Source organism: Shewanella sp. Arc9-LZ (genome assembly GCF_010092445.1).
Taxonomy (GTDB): domain Bacteria; phylum Pseudomonadota; class Gammaproteobacteria; order Enterobacterales; family Shewanellaceae; genus Shewanella.
Map to the genome: position 1 here is coordinate 3,901,154 of NZ_CP048031.1, position 21,109 is coordinate 3,922,262.

Below are 21,109 nucleotides of genomic sequence, written 5' to 3' on the forward strand. Positions count from 1 at the left end.
AAACAAAATCTATAACCAGATACAAATAAGTGATCTTCATCTATATTAAAATACCACTTAAGGGGTAACCTCCCTCCCAATAGTTAAGGAGAAAGTTCTCCTTAATATTTTCGAAGAGTTATTTTTGATATGCAATTTAAGCTTATATACACATACCATAGCTCCAGGTCGAAAATATATCTTACTATTAACAGGATTTAATAGGATAGAAATGAAAAACACTAATAGCACACGTATCGAAGAAGATTTATTGGGTACTAAAGAAGTTTCTAATGAATTTTATTATGGCATTCACACATTACGTGCAATGGAAAACTTTAAATTAAGTAATCAAAAAATTTCAGACGCACCTGAATTAGTACGAGGCATGATGCTAACAAAAAAAGCGGCGGCCATGGCTAATAGCGAATTAGGGGCTGTAAGTCCTGAGATTGCGAATAAAATTATTGAAGCCTGCGATTTGATCCTCACTACAGGTCAATTTGTCGATCAATTCCCAGTAGATGTTTATCAGGGCGGTGCTGGTACCTCGGTCAACATGAACACCAATGAAGTATTAGCCAATGTTGCATTGGAACTCATGGGGCTAGAAAAAGGCCGCTATGATGTCATCAACCCTAATGACCATGTTAATAAGTGTCAATCCACTAATGATGCCTATCCTACAGGTTTCAGAATTGCATTGGTCAACAGCACAGATACTTTATTAGAGGCATTAACCGATCTCATCAGTGCCTTCGACACTAAAGCTACAGAATTTAAGACCGTATTAAAAATGGGCCGCACTCAGTTACAAGACGCAGTGCCTATGACATTAGGACAGGAGTTTCACGCTTTTGCTGTAACACTACGCGAAGAAATTAAATCGATTAAACGTTGCCAAGAATTATTACTTGAGGTGAATTTAGGCGCAACGGCTATTGGTACTGGTCTAAACACTCCAATAGGGTACTCCTCATTAGCCATTAAACATTTGGCTGAAATTACTGGACGTGAATATGTACCAGCAGAAGATTTGATTGAAGCGACATCGGATTGTGGCGCCTACGTTATGCTGCACAGCGCAATTAAGCGTATGGCCATTAAAATGTCCAAAATCTGTAACGATTTACGCTTGCTTTCATCAGGTCCACGCACTGGATTCAATGATATCAATTTGCCTCAATTACAAGCCGGTTCTTCAATCATGCCTGCCAAGGTCAACCCTGTGATCCCAGAGGTGGTTAACCAAGTCGCTTTTAAAATTGTCGGTAACGATATTACGATCACTATGGCTGCAGAAGCCGGCCAGTTACAACTTAACGTAATGGAACCTGTCATTGGCCAGGCGATGTTTGAGTCGCTAAGCCTTATCGGGAATGCCTGTATCGCACTGCGTGAGAAGTGTGTTGAAGGGATCACAGCCAATCCTGATGTCTGTATGAATCATGTATTAAATTCAATTGGCATCGTTACCTATCTTAATCCGTTCATCGGTCACCATGAAGGCGACATTATCGGAAAGATTTGTGCCCAAACGGGTAAAAATGTTCGTGAAGTGGTGCTAGAACGAGGCTTACTAACAGTTGAAGAACTCGATGAAATCCTCTCCGTTGAAAACCTGATGCATCCTAAGTATCAGGCTAAACGAAATACCAGCAAAGCCAAAGTGTAGCCCAGTGGAGTTGGGGGAGTCCTCCCCCAACTCAAACTCAATTATTCAACAATAAGCCTGTGCAAAACTGACATTTATACAGGCTATGCCAATTAACACATAATAGAGTTAATACTATGATTATATTAGAGATAATTATCGTGCTTGGGGCTATTTACCTAGGTGCAAGAATGGGCAGCATGGGGATCGGCTTTGCTGGCGGTGTCGGAGTGCTGATACTGACTGCTGGACTTGGACTTACACCAGGGACGATCCCGATTGATGTAATACTAATCATTATGTCGGTGATCACCGCCATTGCGGCCATGCAAGTATCGGGTGGGATGGACTATCTCGTCTCACTGGCAGAAAAATTACTACGTAAACATCCAAAACAAATTACCTTTCTAGCACCTGTCGTCACTTATTTCATGACACTCTTTGCTGGAACGGGCCACACAGCATTCTCAACCTTACCTGTTATTGCTGAAGTAGCCAAAGAACAAGGCATACGTCCATCTCGTCCTCTATCTATCGCAGTTGTAGCATCTCAAGTCGCCATTACCGCCTCACCTATTTCAGCGGCCGTAGTGTTCTTCTCTGGCATCCTAGAACCTTTTGGAGTGGACTATTTAGTCCTATTAGCTGTATGTATCCCCTCGACTTTTCTCGCTTGTATGGTCGGGGCCGTCGTAGCCAATTTAATGGGTAAACCGCTCGCAGAAGATCCTATCTACCAAGACCGTTTGGCCAAAGGATTAATCAAAAAACGCGGTGCTACCCAAATAAACATTAAAGATGGTGCTAAACGTTCAGTGGTGATTTTTTTGATGGCTATTGCGGCTGTGATGATTTATGCCACTGCGATTTCCGACAAAGTGGGATTAATTGTTAATCCGGTACTGCCTCGCGATTCAGCCATCATGGTGATTATGCTAACTGCTGCTGCAGCAATTACGATTTTTTGTAAATTAGACGCTAGCGAAATTTCTAATGCTGCCACTTTTAAGTCAGGTATGTCTGCCTGTGTCTGTGTGCTAGGCGTTGCGTGGTTAGGGGATACTTTTGTTGCAAACCATATTGATGAAATCAAAGACCTTGCTGGAACCTTATTGCAAAGTCAGCCTTGGCTATTGTCGGTAACCCTGTTCTTCGCTTCCATGCTGCTCTATTCACAAGGCGCCACCACTAAAGCCCTGATGCCTGCGGCTTTAGCCATTGGTGTGAGCCCTTTAACTGCTGTTGCCTCTTTTGCTGCTGTAAGTGCTCTGTTTGTATTACCTACTTATCCAACACTGCTGGCAGCTGTCGAGATGGACGATACCGGTTCAACTCGGATTGGCAAGGCAGTATTTAACCACCCATTTCTCATCCCTGGTGTGGTGACAATTGCTACCAGTGTCGCGTTAGCGTTCTTATTTGGCGGCATGATTATGTAGCTCAATGTTAAACAAAGTAATCGAAGGGCTAATGCAGGAAATGGATTAACCCTGTTCTTTTAATCTTTATATAGAGACTTTGTTTTGGGGTAATGCTTACGCATTTACATCATAACAAACCTTATGAGAGGTGAATTAATGTCAGAAAAAACGCGTGTTCCAACCGCCATCAATGGTGGACCATTTGGACAAGCTTGGTCAGCTAGAGCCGACTGTTTACAGAGTTTGACGGGTGCTTTACTGGGCGCTTTCTTATTAGTGCATATGCATTTTGAGGCAAGCATTTTATTAGGTAAAGAAACCTTCTATCGCTTCGTGCAAGTACTTGAAGGTGGCATGTTTAGCGCTACTGGTCACGGTTGGCCACTAGTGACACAAATCTTTTCGGTATTTATTTTAGTTATCGTCGTCGTTCACGCGGCACTAGCATTACGTCGTTTTCCGGTACAACTTGGCCAGTGGCGTGCACTTCGTGGCTTTATGTCCAACATAAAGCATAAAGACACTCGTGCTTGGTATTGGCAAATGATTACTGGATTCATCTTATTTTTCTTAGTCTCAGCACATCTTGCAACCATGATTTTGGATCCTGAAATTGGTCCACACCTCTCAGCCGACCGCGTCTATAACGGACATGCCTGGCTCTTGTATGTGGTATTCCTTCCGGTTGTATTAGTACATGGCTTAATTGGCTTATACCGAGTGATATTAAAATGGGGAGTGAGCAATAATCGTTCTCTCATACGCACCATTGCCCAAGTGTTAATGATCTATTTACTTTGTTTAGGTTCATTAAGCCTCATTACCTACATCTCTATTGGAAGTGAACTAACACTACCCGTTCAGCCGTTTATTCCGAAGTAATAGTCATGTTAAGGGGGACGCTAAGTGTGATTGCCTGGCAACAAACAGCCAGAGTGAATAACAAAATGAGCCCCCCCCCTGAATAGCAAGGCTAAGCCTCAACACACAGATCCTCCTCTGACGAATAGGTGCATTACATCTATCGCAGGGGCGTAATAGAAATTCATACACATTATCTAGATTATTAGATAAGGAGCTGATTTTGAAACTTATTTATACAGACTCATTAATCATTGGTGCCGGGCTAGCAGGCCTTAGAGTAGCCATTGCCACCAAAGAACGCGGCCTAGACACACTGGTATTATCGCTTATTCCGGCAAAACGTTCACATTCCGCGGCAGCTCAAGGCGGTATGCAAGCAAGCCTTGGCAACACAGTTAAAGGCATGGGTGACAACGAAGACATACATTTTCAGGATACGGTAAAAGGCTCTGACTGGGGCTGTGACCAAGATGTGGCACGTATGTTTGCCCATTGTGCCCCCAAAGCCATACGTGAGCTGACAAACTGGGGAGTGCCTTGGTCTAGAATTTCTGCTGGTCCACGCGATGTGATAATGAATGCAAAAAAGGTGACGTTACATGAAGCAGAAGAAGCTCATGGCCTCATCAATGCTCGAGATTTTGGCGGCACCAAAAAATGGCGAACATGCTATACCGCCGATGGTACTGGCCACTCATTATTGTATGCGGTAGATAACCAAGCTATATCGATGGGCATTCCGGTACACGAAAGGATTGAAGCCTTATCACTGATCCATGATGGTAAGCGTTGCCACGGAGTCATTGCACGCTGTTTAGTGACCGGAGAACTGCGCGCCTATGTGGCTAAATCAACTACGATTGCGACTGGAGGTTACGGCAAAATTTATGAAATATCGACTAATGCCACTATCTGCGAAGGTATAGGCCAAGCGTTAGCACTCGAAACTGGCGTCGCGACATTAGGCAATATGGAAGCGGTACAGTTTCATCCGACAGCCATCGTCCCAGCAGGAATTCTTACCACTGAAGGTTGTCGCGGTGACGGCGGCATACTACGCGATAAAGACGGTCATCGCTTTATGCCAGACTACGAGCCAGAGAAAAAGGAACTCGCTTCACGTGATGTGGTATCTCGCCGCATGACCGAACATATTCGCAAAGGTAAAGGAGATGACAGTCCTTACGGGCCACATCTCTGGTTAGATATAACCATTTTAGGTCGTGAGCATATTGAAACCAATCTGCGCGAAGTTAAAGAAATTTGTGAATATTTTCTTGGAATAGATCCCTGCAAAGAGTGGATCCCTGTAAGACCTACCCAGCATTATTCTATGGGCGGCGTTCGTACTAATGCCACCGGTGAAAGCCCACAACTTAAAGGACTATTTAGTGTTGGAGAAGCTGCATGCTGGGATATGCATGGTTTTAATCGTTTAGGTGGTAATTCTGTGGCAGAAACCGTAGTAGGCGGCATGATCATCGGTAAGTATGTAGCCGATTTTTGTGAACAAAATGCCTTAGAAATTGATACTGCCCTTACCCAAAAATTTCTCGATAAATTGCAAAATGAAATCGATAACTTAGTCGACGGTAAAGGTACAGAGAACCCCTTCGACATAAAAAAAGAAATGCAACGTATCATGATGAATTACGTCGGCATCTTTCGAAATGGTCCTGAACTAGACAAGGCTATAGCCGAGCTTAAAGCATTACTTCTACGCGCAAAAAATCTAGGACTTAAGTGTAAAAAACGTCATTCAAATCCTGAATTAGTTGAAGCTCTGCGCGTCACCAGAATGTTGAAAGTAGCCTTAACGGTAGCCTGTGGGGCTGCTGCACGCACCGAAAGCCGTGGAGCCCACTCTAGAGAAGATTATCCACAACGCAATGATAAAGATTGGCTAAACCGTACATTGGCTACCTGGCCAAATGACGAGTCATTAGAACCCGTTTTACATTATGAGAAGCTCGATGTAATGAAAATGGAGTTACCTCCTGGATACCGTGGTTACGGCAACGATAACAACATAGCCCATCCCGATACAGAGAAACGAACTCAAGAAATAAACAAAATAACGGCAGAACTTGGCGACGCCCCAGATAGGCACGCACTGCAGCAAGCATTGATGCCATATACGCTACCGAGCCATCTACAACCAGCTAATGAACGTCTTAGCAATACATTAGCAGTCATACCATCTCAACCGGTAGGAAATAAATCATTATGAGCCGAAAAATCACCTTTAATATCTTCCGCTACGATCCGCAAGATAGCCAAGATAAGCCAAAAATGGAACGTTATGAATTAACCGAAACAGATGGTATGACAGTATTTATCGCATTAAATCAATTGCGTGAACAACAAGATACTTCGTTACAGTTCGACTTTGTGTGCCGAGCAGGTATTTGTGGCAGTTGCGCCATGGTGATTAATGGCTTCCCAACCCTTGCCTGTCGTACCTTAACGGCAAATTACCCTGATGGTGAAATCACCTTAATGCCTCTACCTGGCTTTGAACTGATTGGTGACCTGTCGGTAAACACCGGGAAATTTATGCGTGAATTAGCCGAGCGATTAAAGCTCTGGTTACATCCTAAACCGGACGATCAAGACATGCATCGCCTAGAAAATCCAATGGCACCAGAAGAAGCCGCGCGGATATATGAATTGGAACGCTGTGTCGAATGTGGTGTCTGCGTCTCTGCATGTGCCACCAAACAAATGCGAGACACCTTTGTGGGCGCAGTAGGCATGATGAAAATTGCCCGTTTCGAAATGGATAGTAGAGACAACCGCAGCGCAGATGACTTCTACCATGTTATCGGTAATCAAGATGGAGTCTTTGGCTGCATGACGCTGTTAGGTTGCCAAGATAACTGCCCTAAAGACTTGCCCCACATGCAGCAAATTGCTTACTTACGCCGAAAAATGGCCTCGACAATTCTCTAGTCAAAAAAGTCCTTTAATCAAAAAACTTGCTGCTTTGGCGAGATTGATGAGGGCAATACAACACTAAAACTTTGCAAACAGGCGTCCCTGTTTGCAGTAAATATGTGGGAGCTTTTGCATTGTCGCTAGGCACCTGCTCACGCACTGTCACAAGTGCACATCCTTACTACTAGCAGTACTGTTTAATCGGTAACCAAACCATTAGCAGAACACTAGTAGTTGTTATGTAAGGAAACATAAATGAAACCGTCCCAACTAAAGTCGGCAATTATTATGCTGAGCTTTGCGGCTCCTATATTCACAACTCAAGCTAATAGCAACACCGATACTAATGAGGAGTTACGAGCTGAACTACAACAAATTCAGCAAAGGCTCGCCACGCTTGAAACCCAAGACAGTGAGTTATCTTTGCTTTCAGATACCCAGTTTAATTTTTATGGTTCTTTACGTCCGACATTCGGTCTTACCCATACCAATTCAGACGATGTGTGGGATGTTGGAGATGCTAACTCACGGATTGGTTTTGCGACGGAATACCAATTAGGAGATGGCCTAATGGCCTTTGCTAAAGGCGAGTTTAAAGTTGATATAAGAAATGATGGTGACTTTGGCGATGCACGAAAAGCCTATGTCGGAATCGAAGGTTTTTTAGGTCGGTTTGCTATTGGTAAGCAAGCAGTAACACAAGAAATCATTTACGATCCCGTCGATATTTTCAATCGTTCAGGAACCCCAATAGCCTATGACAGTGCAAGTCCATTTAGACTTAACAATCTAGTGACCTATAGAAAGCAATTCGGCGATATTTTGTTTTCTGCTGATGCCCAATTCGATGGTAACAAAGGAAGTGATGGGAGTGATTTTTTTAACACCGGTTTACGTTACAAAACCGACCTAATCTACATAGCCGCAGCGTTTTACACTAAAGAATTAGAAGACGGTACAGATGAAAATACCGTAGGTGTCACCTTAGCTAAAAACTTTGAGTCACTGTACCTAGCTGCTGCTTATCAAAGCATAGACAAAGACATCGCCGATGGTTCAACTCTTGATATAGTCGCAAGCTACTTCATCAATGAAACCTATAAAATTAAACTGGGGATATCTAAATACGATGATGGTGGCAACAATATCACCTCAGGTAATTATAATGCCTATAACACCACCTTTGAATGGCATAAAACATCGAAATTCAGTACCTTCATCGAATATCAGAAAAAACACTTTGAATACCAAGAGACTGATGATCAAATTATGATCGGTATGCGCTATAACTTCGATTATAAGTTTTAAGCCGTAAATGAACTTCATGATTCAGTAAAAGTAATGGCCCCTATACTTATTAGAGTGCCATTAGATACTGTAAGCATGAGCAAACTAACCATGGTTAACATGGTTAACTACTACTTTTAAATACACTAACAGTATAAATCTACCCCCCCCTGATATTCCGTTAAGAAAAAGCTACGGAGGATTAACGCATAATGTTAATTCTCCGTAGTGAATTATCCATAAAACATCAGAATATTCAGTACATAAATCGAAAATACTACAGACAGTAGTTCGAGAATTTGTCGAAAAAATCCAGAAAACTACAAACCTAGGCTTTGCAGAGTTCTACTGAACTAATCGTTTTCCAAGGAAAATGGATAAGAAACAAATAAAGGCATAATGAGGATGACATGAAGTAGTCAACTAAATAAAAATGCACATAAGAGCGACAAGCATTTCCATCACCAATGAAAAAACAACAGGCTAACTCAGAAACGTCAGGCTGCTCTTAGCAACAATGAAAGTGAAACAGGAACAAGAAAGCCCATATATAGAGAAACAAAAAATTTATACTCATAAGTCTAAAAATATAAATTACAAAAGGGACAAAGGGGTAATAACAGGAGTACAGATGTTAAACTTTCTGTTTCTAAGTTATATTCTACACAATTGAAAACGGCTCGCATATTTCTATGCAAGCCGTTATTTTATTTGGCAGGGGTGGCAAGACTCGAACTCGCAACCATCGGTTTTGGAGACCGCTGTTCTACCAATTGGAACTACACCCCTGTTGACGAGGGGCATTATGCTAAAACCACCACCAAAGGTAAAGTACTTTTTATCATAAAGTGCTCAATTGCAGTTTTTTCAGGCAAGTTAGCCAATCTAATCAATTTATGTGTAGATCATACAGCTAAGTAGAGCCATTTGGCTTCAGACCAAACGTACGTCACATCCGCACGCCAAACCAAACCCAGTTTATGGCGTCAACGTTAAACAGCCGCTTTAACAAGTTAGACGCGATTGTAGACTCATCATTCGCTATCTTGTAACGATGCTTCCTGGATTGACTACTGATGAGTCCTGCATCTCTCATTAATCTAGCAGCCTTATAACGGCCAACATTTTTACCCAACTGATTAAGCTAGCCAGCATCGTTCTCGCTCCTGCAGGCTCTCGGCTATCACGGTGTATGTAATGGTCTAATGAAACTGTAGAGATTTATAGCTTAAAATAAGCAAAATCTTAAAGGTATTTATCATGATTAGAAAAACGAAAATCACTGTCAGCCCTCTTCAAAAATTAGAATATGCCAAGCTGATGGTCGAACAGGGTTACACGAACAAGCAAATTGAAGATATGTCAGGTGCGGGTAAATCTGCTGTGTCTCGATGGAAAGTGCAGTACCAAGCTGAATTAGCCGGTAAAACACCAGAAAATACCAAAGCATTAACTGAAGACCAACGAAGAATTCAACTCCTAGAAGCCCAACTAAAACAAGCAATGAGGGATAATGATATCTTAAAAAAGGCTGCAGCTTTCTTCATTCGAGACAATCAAAACTTAAAATGATGCGCGAAGTAAAGAAAGCAAACCCAGGCTTTAGAATGAGTGAGTTGTGCCGCGTATTCGAGATCAGTTGCAGTAGTTTTTATTACAAACCGATACCACAAAGTGTTGAAAAACAGACTCTGATACAATTTGTAGAGCAAGCCTTCTCTGATTCAAATGCGACGTATGGCAAACGTCGAATACAGGCCGACTTATTAGATTTAGAGTGTAAAGTCGGGGTTTACGCCATTGCTACAGTAATGAAAAATTTGGGATTAAAAGCGATTAGGCCAAAGAAAAAGCATTACTATCCTAACACTGGTGACGAACATGTTTACGCACCCAATTTGCTTAAACGGCAGTTTAACCCTACGACTTATAACACTCATTGGGTGGGTGACATTACCTACATAAAATCACATCAAGGATGGAGTTATTTAGCCTGTGTACTTGATTTAGGAACGAAAGAAATCGTTGGGTATGCCTTATCAAGCCAACCCAATACCGCGTTAGCGACAGCGGCATTAAATAACGCGATACAACGTCAGAGGCCAAATACACAGGAGTTGATGTTTCACTCAGACCAGGGTTGCCAGTACTCTGCTAACGTGTTCAGAGAAAAGCTAAAGCACTTAAGCATTAAACAAAGTATGAGTCGTAGAGGAAATTGTTGGGATAATGCCGTGATGGAACGATTCTTTAGGAGTTTAAAGACTGAAAGATTGAACCATTTAGCCTTTATCAATCACAGTTCTGTAGTCAGTGTGGTTGAGCAATATATCCAGTTCTACAATTACAAACGCAGACATTCAGCAATAGATTATAAGACGCCACATCAAAAATATAATGAGTTAAAAAAAGCGGCTTAAAATCTCTCCAGAAATACTTGACCATTACAGTATTGCAATTGTTACTGACGTAAATTCTCACGTTCAGGCTTTACTAATCCACGATGTTTGAGATGATAATGTTAGCTACTACGCGATAGCTATTTAACTCATGGCATTAGCAGCCTCGATGATAAACATAATCCAGGTAGACCCGCTCAATTATCACTTAAGCTCCCCCTATTCCACAGAATAGAACAAGTATTGTGGCTTCGTCAGAATGAACTCGCTAATCGTTGTTTTAGTGGATATGACGATATTGTTGAGCAGTGTTCCATTGCATGGAATCGATTTATTGCAGAGCCGGAAAGGGTGATTCAACTATGTTCTAGACGGTGGACAGAATTGACCAATTAATTAATGTAAATGGTATAAAGCATTACAATACAAAACGTGGTCATAGTTATAACAATTATATGACGCCAGCCGCTGCCGAAATGGCAGCATAAAAACGCCCCCTGTTTGTGTACAGTTTTACTTGACCACATCAAACTGCTGTCATGTTTTGGCCAATAACAAACTCTACACTATAAATTGCAGACGTAAAAAATCCCGTTACGTTAGTAACGGGCTTATCACTACTCTTTCGAGTCAATTAGGCGCCTGGAAATGACCTACTCTCGCATGGGGAGACCCCAAACTACCATCGGCGATACTGTGTTTCACTTCTGAGTTCGGAATGGGATCAGGTGGTGCCACAGCTCTATGGTTTCCAGACAAATTTTGTTTATCTAACGCACTATTCTTGATGCATTAAATAATAATTCGGAAAGCTGATTGCTTTTTGAGTCTCTCGCACTGCTTAAGCGCTTTATTCTAATACTAAGTCGTATCAGTAAAACCCATCTGGGTTGTATGGTTAAGCCTCACGGGTCATTAGTACAAGTTAGCTCAACGCCTCACAACGCTTACACACCTTGCCTATCAACGTAGTAGTCTCCTACGGCCCTTCAGAGAGCTTAAAGCTCTAGGGATGACTCATCTTAGGGCTCGCTTCCCGCTTAGATGCTTTCAGCGGTTATCGATTCCGAACGTAGCTACCGGGCAATGCCATTGGCATGACAACCCGAACACCAGCGGTTCGTCCACTCCGGTCCTCTCGTACTAGGAGCAGCTCCCTTCAATCATCCAACGCCCACGGCAGATAGGGACCGAACTGTCTCACGACGTTCTGAACCCAGCTCGCGTACCACTTTAAATGGCGAACAGCCATACCCTTGGGACCGACTTCAGCCCCAGGATGTGATGAGCCGACATCGAGGTGCCAAACACCGCCGTCGATATGAACTCTTGGGCGGTATCAGCCTGTTATCCCCGGAGTACCTTTTATCCGTTGAGCGATGGCCCTTCCATTCAGAACCACCGGATCACTATGACCTACTTTCGTACCTGCTCGACGTGTATGTCTCGCAGTTAAGCTGGCTTATGCCATTGCACTAACCGTACGATGTCCGACCGTACTTAGCCAACCTTCGTGCTCCTCCGTTACTCTTTGGGAGGAGACCGCCCCAGTCAAACTACCCACCAGGCACTGTCCTCAACCCCGATAAGGGGCCAGAGTTAGAACATCAAAACTACAAGGGTGGTATTTCAAGATTGACTCCACTCAGACTAGCGTCCAAGCTTCAAAGTCTCCCACCTATCCTACACATGTAGGTTCAATGTTCAGTGCCAAGCTATAGTAAAGGTTCACGGGGTCTTTCCGTCTAGCCGCGGGTATACGGCATCTTCACCGCAATTTCAACTTCACTGAGTCTCGGCTGGAGACAGCGTGGCCATCATTACGCCATTCGTGCAGGTCGGAACTTACCCGACAAGGAATTTCGCTACCTTAGGACCGTTATAGTTACGGCCGCCGTTTACCGGGGCTTCGATCATGAGCTTCTCCGAAGATAACCCAATCAATTAACCTTCCGGCACCGGGCAGGCGTCACACCGTATACGTCATCTTGCGATTTTGCACAGTGCTGTGTTTTTGATAAACAGTTGCAGCCACCTGGTATCTGCGACTCCCGTCAGCTTAGAGAGCAAGTCTCATCACCAACAAGAGCGTACCTTCTCCCGAAGTTACGGTACCATTTTGCCTAGTTCCTTCAGCCGAGTTCTCTCAAGCGCCTTGGTATTCTCTACCCGACCACCTGTGTCGGTTTGGGGTACGATTCCCACTAACCTGAAGCTTAGAAGATTTTCCTGGAAGCATGGCATCAACTACTTCATCACCTTAGTGACTCGTCATCAGCTCTCAGCCTGTACATTAAAGTACGATTTCCCGGATTTGCCTAAGAAATCAACCTACCACCTTAAACGCGGACTACCAACGCCGCGCTAGCCTAGCCTTCTCCGTCTCTCCATCGCAGTTAGCGGAAGTACAGAAATATTAATCTGTTTCCCATCGATTACGCCTTTCGGCCTCACCTTAGGGGTCGACTCACCCTGCCCCGATTAACGTTGGACAGGAACCCTTGGTCTTCCGGCGAGGGAGTTTTTCACTCCCTTTATCGTTACTCATGTCAGCATTCGCACTTCTGATACGTCCAGTGTGGGTTACCCCTTCACCTTCAACCGCTTACAGAACGCTCCTCTACCGCGCATCTCTAATGAAATGCACCCGTAGCTTCGGTGGTATGTTTAGCCCCGTTAAATCTTCCGCGCAGGCCGACTCGACTAGTGAGCTATTACGCTTTCTTTAAATGATGGCTGCTTCTAAGCCAACATCCTAGCTGTCTAAGCCTTCCCACATCGTTTCCCACTTAACATACACTTTGGGACCTTAGCTGACGGTCTGGGTTGTTTCCCTTTTGACAACGGACGTTAGCACCCGCTGTCTGTCTCCCGAGTAGTACTCATTGGTATTCGGAGTTTGCAAAGGGTTGGTAAGTCGGGATGACCCCCTAGCCTTAACAGTGCTCTACCCCCAATGGTATTCGCTCGAGGCGCTACCTAAATAGCTTTCGAGGAGAACCAGATATCTCCGAGTTTGATTGGCCTTTCACCCCCAGCCACAAGTCATCCGCTCATTTTTCAACATAAGTCGGTTCGGTCCTCCAGTTGATGTTACTCAACCTTCAACCTGCCCATGGCTAGATCACTCGGTTTCGGGTCTACACCTTGCAACTAAACGCGCAGTTAACACTCGGTTTCCCTACGGCTCCGCTATTCGCTTAACCTCGCTACAAAATGTAAGTCGCTGACCCATTATACAAAAGGTACGCAGTCACGGTCTCAAGAACCGCTCCCACTGCTTGTACGTATACGGTTTCAGGTTCTATTTCACTCCCCTCACAGGGGTTCTTTTCGCCTTTCCCTCACGGTACTGGTTCACTATCGGTCAGTCAGGAGTATTTAGCCTTGGAGGATGGTCCCCCCATATTCAAACAGGATGTCACGTGTCCCGCCTTACTCGTTTTCATCTATGGTTAGTTTTCATGTACGGGGCTATCACCCTGTGCCGCTGTGCTTTCCAACACATTCCACTAACACCCCATAGACTTAAGGGCTAATCCCCGTTCGCTCGCCGCTACTAGGGGAATCTCGGTTGATTTCTTTTCCTCCGGGTACTTAGATGTTTCAGTTCCCCGGGTTTGCCTCACTACACTATGTATTCATGTAGTGATAACAGCTTATGCTGCTGGGTTTCCCCATTCGGATATCGTTAGCTCAAATGCTTATTACTAGCTCGCCAACGCTTTTCGCAAGTTATTACGTCCTTCATCGCCTCTGACTGCCAAGGCATCCACCGTATACGCTTGGTCACTTAACCATACAACCCAAATGAGTTTCACTTGCGTGAACATCTGGGCCATATCATGACCAGCTGGTTTTTACTTGTCTCACCTCCGACCAGGAAGTGGACTCGCCTTAGTTTTTTAGAATATTCAAGACACTTAAACAGTGTTTTGAGAACTCAAGTGTTAATGCTTTCGCATTAACGTTTTTCGCACTAACGTAATCACATCAATAACAACGAATCGTCATTCATGCGCCTTTAGTTAGTACTATCAGCTTTCCAAATTGTTAAAGAACAACACTTAACCGGCAAGCGGTGTGTTTCACTCTACTTCCGAAGAAGTTAACAAGTAATCTGTGTGAACACTCACATGCATCTCTGCACTTTAGGTATTGAGTTAGTCGTATAGGTAAGGAGGTGATCCAGCCCCAGGTTCCCCTAGGGCTACCTTGTTACGACTTCACCCCAGTCATGAACCACAAAGTGGTGAGCGTTCTCCCGAAGGTTAAACTACCCACTTCTTTTGCAGCCCACTCCCATGGTGTGACGGGCGGTGTGTACAAGGCCCGGGAACGTATTCACCGTGGCATTCTGATCCACGATTACTAGCGATTCCGACTTCACGGAGTCGAGTTGCAGACTCCGATCCGGACTACGACGTACTTTGTGAGATTAGCTCCACCTCGCGGCTTTGCAACCCTCTGTATACGCCATTGTAGCACGTGTGTAGCCCTACTCGTAAGGGCCATGATGACTTGACGTCGTCCCCACCTTCCTCCGGTTTATCACCGGCAGTCTCCCTAGAGTTCCCACCATTACGTGCTGGCAAATAAGGATAGGGGTTGCGCTCGTTGCGGGACTTAACCCAACATTTCACAACACGAGCTGACGACAGCCATGCAGCACCTGTCTCACAGTTCCCGAAGGCACAAGTCCATCTCTGGTCTCTTCTGTGGATGTCAAGAGTAGGTAAGGTTCTTCGCGTTGCATCGAATTAAACCACATGCTCCACCGCTTGTGCGGGCCCCCGTCAATTCATTTGAGTTTTAACCTTGCGGCCGTACTCCCCAGGCGGTCTACTTAATGCGTTAGCTTGGGAGCCCAGTGACTAAGTCACCAAACTCCGAGTAGACATCGTTTACGGCGTGGACTACCAGGGTATCTAATCCTGTTTGCTCCCCACGCTTTCGTGCATGAGCGTCAGTCTTTGTCCAGGGGGCCGCCTTCGCCACCGGTATTCCTCCAGATATCTACGCATTTCACCGCTACACCTGGAATTCTACCCCCCTCTACAAGACTCTAGTTCGCCAGTTCCAAATGCAATTCCCAGGTTGAGCCCGGGGATTTCACATCTGGCTTAACAAACCGCCTGCGCACGCTTTACGCCCAGTAATTCCGATTAACGCTCGGACCCTCCGTATTACCGCGGCTGCTGGCACGGAGTTAGCCGGTCCTTCTTCTGTAGGTAACGTCACAGTAATAGTTTATTAAACTATTACCTTTCCTCCCTACTGAAAGTGCTTTACAACCCGAAGGCCTTCTTCACACACGCGGCATGGCTGCATCAGGGTTTCCCCCATTGTGCAATATTCCCCACTGCTGCCTCCCGTAGGAGTCTGGGCCGTGTCTCAGTCCCAGTGTGGCTGATCATCCTCTCAGAACAGCTAGGGATCGTCGCCTTGGTGAGCCATTACCTCACCAACTAGCTAATCCCACCTAGGTTCATCCAATCGCGGAAGGCCCGAAGGTCCCCTCCTTTCCCCCGTAGGGCGTATGCGGTATTAGCAGTCGTTTCCAACTGTTATCCCCCTCGACTGGGCAGATCCCTAGGCATTACTCACCCGTCCGCCGCTCGTCACCTCAGAAGCAAGCTCCCTTGTGTTACCGCTCGACTTGCATGTGTTAGGCCTGCCGCCAGCGTTCAATCTGAGCCATGATCAAACTCTTCAATTAAAGTTCTTTTGAAAACCCCACTCTTATAAATAAGAACGACGCTTTCGGCTCAATGAATTCTGATTTCATTTAAAAGACTCGGAAGAATCAATTAAATGTTTGTACATATTACTATGAACATTCATCGTTGCATTGAGTTGTAATTTTTTGATTGCCAACATTCCGAAGAACAGAAGACAATTTCGAATAACTCAATACCTGTGAATGTCCACACAGATTTCTTGTTTAGATTGTTAAAGAACGTTGCTAACATGAACATCTTTCGATTTTTCATTCAGCGGCCGTTGACGCTAGGTCGTTGGCTTGGGGTGCATATTCTACGCTTTCCCGGGTTGGCGTCAAGTGTTTTTTCAAACTTTCTTTTCGCCTTGAACTCTGTGTTTTGAAGCACTTAATTCAACCTGACTCGGTAACCGCTTGCGCTGTCTGCCGTGTCAGTGGATGCGCATTATAGGCACCACACGGTTTTGCGCAAGGCCTTTTTTAGCATATTTATCAATTAATTCTTATACTCGACTTAACACCACCTTAGGCACACCTTACCCACAGACTTACCCACAATCATGGATAACTAAATTCATATTTTACCCCTGGTCAGATGGGCAAGCATATTATCGATTTTGATGATGAGCTTTGCATTTGTGCTCTATGCTGCCCAAAAGTAGATAAATCACGTTTGGCCAATCATATAATCGAGCTAATAATGAGTACTGATACACTTTGGTGTTATCAATCCAACATAAACCCTAGAGAATTGCGTCATGACATCAATTAACGGCAAGTGGCACCTAATAACCTAATAACCTAATAACCTAATAACCTAATAACCGCATCTGCCGATATTGATGGATGAAAGTTAGACCGTATTATCGATGAGAATATTCACGTTTATTGTTACTTAGAAAGGGAGTTCGATAATTATTAAGAGGTAACCAACTAATCAGTAGAGAAAAAATCACTACAAGATAGCCAATGATGAACCTACAGTTACGCCTAGTTTGTTACAACAAGAGTGTAATGTTGGCGCGATAAACCTGGTCTGATTTTATAACGTATCTGGCCTAGAACAAAATGGACCTATTTAGCTGTGGTAATAAATTTATATGTGAGACATTGGTAAGTTGCCTGTTGTGAAAGACAAAATCCCCATTTGATTTGAGCCAATATGAAAGCCATGAAAGTATAAAATAGGACAGAATATCAACCGAAGACATAAATGCTGGCAACATGCAGTAATGGACTCATTTTTGGTAAACTTTAAAACAAAATCGATACCTAAGTATGACTACTATTGTAGCTTAATGAGTCTGTAGACGATGTATATGCACAAAACCCAAAAGCCTGCAGAGTTGATGTTTTAAGGAGTGAACTAGATTGATGAATTAACCTCCCGGCACGATACAAATTTTGGACACAAAAAGCCCGCTACATCATAGCGGGCTTTTTCGCGACTATTGCAAGTCCATCAGGCGCCTGGAAATGACCTACTCACACATGGGCATATTCGACAAACTGCTGTCATGTTTTGGCCAATGACAAACTCTACACTATAAATTGCAGACGTAAAAAAGCCCGTTACGTTAGTAACGGGCTTATCACTACTCTTTCGAGTCAATTAGGCGCCTGGAAATGACCTACTCTCGCATGGGGAGACCCCACACTACCATCGGCGATACTGTGTTTCACTTCTGAGTTCGGAATGGGATCAGGTGGTGCCACAGCTCTATGGTTTCCAGACAAATTTGTTTATCTAACGCACTATTCTTGATGCATTAAATAATAATTCGGAAAGCTGATTGCTTTTACTCTTATTAAGAGTCTTGAGTTCGACAAGTACACGGATGTACTTGATGTCATAAACGCATGGAGCATTTTATGACCACTGTTTAAGCGCCTCATTCTAACACTAAGGTCAGTAAAACCCATCTGGGTTGTATGGTTAAGCCTCACGGGTCATTAGTACAAGTTAGCTCAACGCCTCACAACGCTTACACACCTTGCCTATCAACGTAGTAGTCTCCTACGGCCCTTCAGAGAGCTTAAAGCTCTAGGGATGACTCATCTTAGGGCTCGCTTCCCGCTTAGATGCTTTCAGCGGTTATCGATTCCGAACGTAGCTACCGGGCAATGCCATTGGCATGACAACCCGAACACCAGCGGTTCGTCCACTCCGGTCCTCTCGTACTAGGAGCAGCTCCCTTCAATCATCCAACGCCCACGGCAGATAGGGACCGAACTGTCTCACGACGTTCTGAACCCAGCTCGCGTACCACTTTAAATGGCGAACAGCCATACCCTTGGGACCGACTTCAGCCCCAGGATGTGATGAGCCGACATCGAGGTGCCAAACACCGCCGTCGATATGAACTCTTGGGCGGTATCAGCCTGTTATCCCCGGAGTACCTTTTATCCGTTGAGCGATGGCCCTTCCATTCAGAACCACCGGATCACTATGACCTACTTTCGTACCTGCTCGACGTGTATGTCTCGCAGTTAAGCTGGCTTATGCCATTGCACTAACCGTACGATGTCCGACCGTACTTAGCCAACCTTCGTGCTCCTCCGTTACTCTTTGGGAGGAGACCGCCCCAGTCAAACTACCCACCAGGCACTGTCCTCAACCCCGATAAGGGGCCAGAGTTAGAACATCAAAACTACAAGGGTGGTATTTCAAGATTGACTCCACTCAGACTAGCGTCCAAGCTTCAAAGTCTCCCACCTATCCTACACATGTAGGTTCAATGTTCAGTGCCAAGCTATAGTAAAGGTTCACGGGGTCTTTCCGTCTAGCCGCGGGTATACGGCATCTTCACCGCAATTTCAACTTCACTGAGTCTCGGCTGGAGACAGCGTGGCCATCATTACGCCATTCGTGCAGGTCGGAACTTACCCGACAAGGAATTTCGCTACCTTAGGACCGTTATAGTTACGGCCGCCGTTTACCGGGGCTTCGATCATGAGCTTCTCCGAAGATAACCCAATCAATTAACCTTCCGGCACCGGGCAGGCGTCACACCGTATACGTCATCTTGCGATTTTGCACAGTGCTGTGTTTTTGATAAACAGTTGCAGCCACCTGGTATCTGCGACTCCCGTCAGCTTAGAGAGCAAGTCTCATCACCAACAAGAGCGTACCTTCTCCCGAAGTTACGGTACCATTTTGCCTAGTTCCTTCAGCCGAGTTCTCTCAAGCGCCTTGGTATTCTCTACCCGACCACCTGTGTCGGTTTGGGGTACGATTCCCACTAACCTGAAGCTTAGAAGATTTTCCTGGAAGCATGGCATCAACTACTTCATCACCTTAGTGACTCGTCATCAGCTCTCAGCCTGTACATTAAAGTACGATTTCCCGGATTTGCCTAAGAAATCAACCTACCACCTTAAACGCGGACTACCAACGCCGCGCTAGCCTAGCCTTCTCCGTCTCTCCATCGCAGTTAGCGGAAGTACAGAAATATTAATCTGTTTCCCATCGATTACGCCTTTCGGCCTCACCTTAGGGGTCGACTCACCCTGCCCCGATTAACGTTGGACAGGAACCCTTGGTCTTCCGGCGAGGGAGTTTTTCACTCCCTTTATCGTTACTCATGTCAGCATTCGCACTTCTGATACGTCCAGTGTGGGTTACCCCTTCACCTTCAACCGCTTACAGAACGCTCCTCTACCGCGCATCTCTAATGAAATGCACCCGTAGCTTCGGTGGTATGTTTAGCCCCGTTAAATCTTCCGCGCAGGCCGACTCGACTAGTGAGCTATTACGCTTTCTTTAAATGATGGCTGCTTCTAAGCCAACATCCTAGCTGTCTAAGCCTTCCCACATCGTTTCCCACTTAACATACACTTTGGGACCTTAGCTGACGGTCTGGGTTGTTTCCCTTTTGACAACGGACGTTAGCACCCGCTGTCTGTCTCCCGAGTAGTACTCATTGGTATTCGGAGTTTGCAAAGGGTTGGTAAGTCGGGATGACCCCCTAGCCTTAACAGTGCTCTACCCCCAATGGTATTCGCTCGAGGCGCTACCTAAATAGCTTTCGAGGAGAACCAGATATCTCCGAGTTTGATTGGCCTTTCACCCCCAGCCACAAGTCATCCGCTCATTTTTCAACATAAGTCGGTTCGGTCCTCCAGTTGATGTTACTCAACCTTCAACCTGCCCATGGCTAGATCACTCGGTTTCGGGTCTACACCTTGCAACTAAACGCGCAGTTAACACTCGGTTTCCCTACGGCTCCGCTATTCGCTTAACCTCGCTACAAAATGTAAGTCGCTGACCCATTATACAAAAGGTACGCAGTCACGGTCTCAAGAACCGCTCCCACTGCTTGTACGTATACGGTTTCAGGTTCTATTTCACTCCCCTCACAGGGGTTCTTTTCGCCTTTCCCTCACGGTACTGGTTCACTATCGGTCAGTCAGGAGTATTTAGCCTTGGAGGATGGTCCCCCCATATTCAAACAGGATGTCACGTGTCCCGCCTTACTCGTTTTCATCTATGGTTAGTTTTCATGTACGGGGCTATCACCCTGTGCCGCTGTGCTTTCCAACACATTCCACTAACACCCCATAGACTTAAGGGCTAATCCCCGTTCGCTCGCCGCTACTAGGGGAATCTCGGTTGATTTCTTTTCCTCCGGGTACTTAGATGTTTCAGTTCCCCGGGTTTGCCTCACTACACTATGTATTCATGTAGTGATAACAGCTTATGCTGCTGGGTTTCCCCATTCGGATATCGTTAGCTCAAATGCTTATTACTAGCTCGCCAACGCTTTTCGCAAGTTATTACGTCCTTCATCGCCTCTGACTGCCAAGGCATCCACCGTATACGCTTGGTCACTTAACCATACAACCC

Annotated in this window: 7 protein-coding genes, 1 tRNA gene, 5 rRNA genes and 1 pseudogene; 8 read left to right on the forward strand and 6 right to left on the reverse strand. The window is 45.0% G+C overall.

Going from position 1 to position 21,109, the window contains the following annotated elements; genetic code table 11:
• Nucleotides 1-211 precede the first annotated feature (211 nt).
• The 6 genes from aspA to GUY17_RS16785 all read left to right on the forward strand — a co-directional run bounded on the left by aspA (nt 212) and on the right by GUY17_RS16785 (nt 8,163).
• Nucleotides 212-1,654, forward strand: a complete 1,443-nt coding sequence (gene aspA / locus GUY17_RS16760) for an aspartate ammonia-lyase (protein WP_162023787.1) — start codon at nt 212-214, stop codon at nt 1,652-1,654.
• Nucleotides 1,655-1,770: 116 nt separating this feature from the next.
• Entirely contained in the window at nt 1,771-3,072 is a 1,302-nt protein-coding gene (locus GUY17_RS16765; RefSeq protein WP_162023788.1) for an anaerobic C4-dicarboxylate transporter, read from the forward strand.
• A 138-nt stretch (nt 3,073-3,210) separates the two neighbouring features.
• Nucleotides 3,211-3,936 carry a fumarate reductase cytochrome b subunit gene (locus tag GUY17_RS16770; protein ID WP_123883716.1) on the forward strand — a complete coding sequence of 242 codons (726 nt, stop codon included), beginning with the start codon at nt 3,211-3,213 and terminating at the stop codon, nt 3,934-3,936.
• 202 nt (nt 3,937-4,138) lie between these two features.
• A complete protein-coding gene (locus tag GUY17_RS16775) occupies nt 4,139-6,148 on the forward strand; it encodes a fumarate reductase flavoprotein subunit (RefSeq protein WP_162023789.1) in 2,010 nt (669 codons plus the stop codon).
• Nucleotides 6,139-6,870, forward strand: coding sequence for a fumarate reductase iron-sulfur subunit (locus GUY17_RS16780; protein WP_086019739.1), 732 nt, complete (start codon nt 6,139-6,141; stop codon nt 6,868-6,870). The genes GUY17_RS16775 and GUY17_RS16780 overlap by 10 nt, the downstream gene beginning before the upstream one ends.
• Before the next feature lie 240 nt (nt 6,871-7,110).
• Nucleotides 7,111-8,163 carry a porin gene (locus GUY17_RS16785; RefSeq protein ID WP_162023790.1) on the forward strand — a complete coding sequence of 351 codons (1,053 nt, stop codon included), beginning with the start codon at nt 7,111-7,113 and terminating at the stop codon, nt 8,161-8,163.
• Nucleotides 8,164-8,854: 691 nt separating this feature from the next.
• Here GUY17_RS16785 and GUY17_RS16790 read toward each other — a convergent pair.
• Nucleotides 8,855-8,931: transfer RNA gene (locus tag GUY17_RS16790), tRNA-Trp, on the reverse strand.
• Between the two features lie 471 nt (nt 8,932-9,402).
• Between GUY17_RS16790 and GUY17_RS16795 the strand changes: the two genes are divergently transcribed.
• Nucleotides 9,403-10,562 (forward strand): IS3 family transposase gene (locus GUY17_RS16795; RefSeq protein ID WP_162021994.1). Its coding sequence is split into 2 segments (ribosomal slippage): nt 9,403-9,661 and nt 9,661-10,562, totalling 1,161 coding nucleotides; the frame shifts between segments, so codons are not numbered across the junction.
• Between the two features lie 180 nt (nt 10,563-10,742).
• Nucleotides 10,743-10,937: pseudogene (locus GUY17_RS16800) on the forward strand (IS630 family transposase); the annotation flags it as partial.
• Between the two features lie 244 nt (nt 10,938-11,181).
• Here GUY17_RS16800 and rrf (GUY17_RS16805) read toward each other — a convergent pair.
• The 5 genes from rrf (GUY17_RS16805) to GUY17_RS16825 form a co-directional block, all read right to left on the reverse strand.
• Nucleotides 11,182-11,297: ribosomal RNA gene (gene rrf / locus GUY17_RS16805) — 5S ribosomal RNA — on the reverse strand.
• A 138-nt stretch (nt 11,298-11,435) separates the two neighbouring features.
• A 23S ribosomal RNA gene (locus tag GUY17_RS16810) occupies nt 11,436-14,340 on the reverse strand.
• A 377-nt stretch (nt 14,341-14,717) separates the two neighbouring features.
• Nucleotides 14,718-16,260: ribosomal RNA gene (locus GUY17_RS16815) — 16S ribosomal RNA — on the reverse strand.
• 1,621 nt (nt 16,261-17,881) lie between these two features.
• Nucleotides 17,882-17,997: ribosomal RNA gene (gene rrf, locus GUY17_RS16820) — 5S ribosomal RNA — on the reverse strand.
• Nucleotides 17,998-18,195: 198 nt separating this feature from the next.
• A 23S ribosomal RNA gene (locus GUY17_RS16825) occupies nt 18,196-21,100 on the reverse strand.
• Together the 16S, 23S and 5S rRNA genes form the textbook arrangement of a ribosomal RNA operon.
• Between the last annotated feature and the right edge of the window lie 9 nt (nt 21,101-21,109).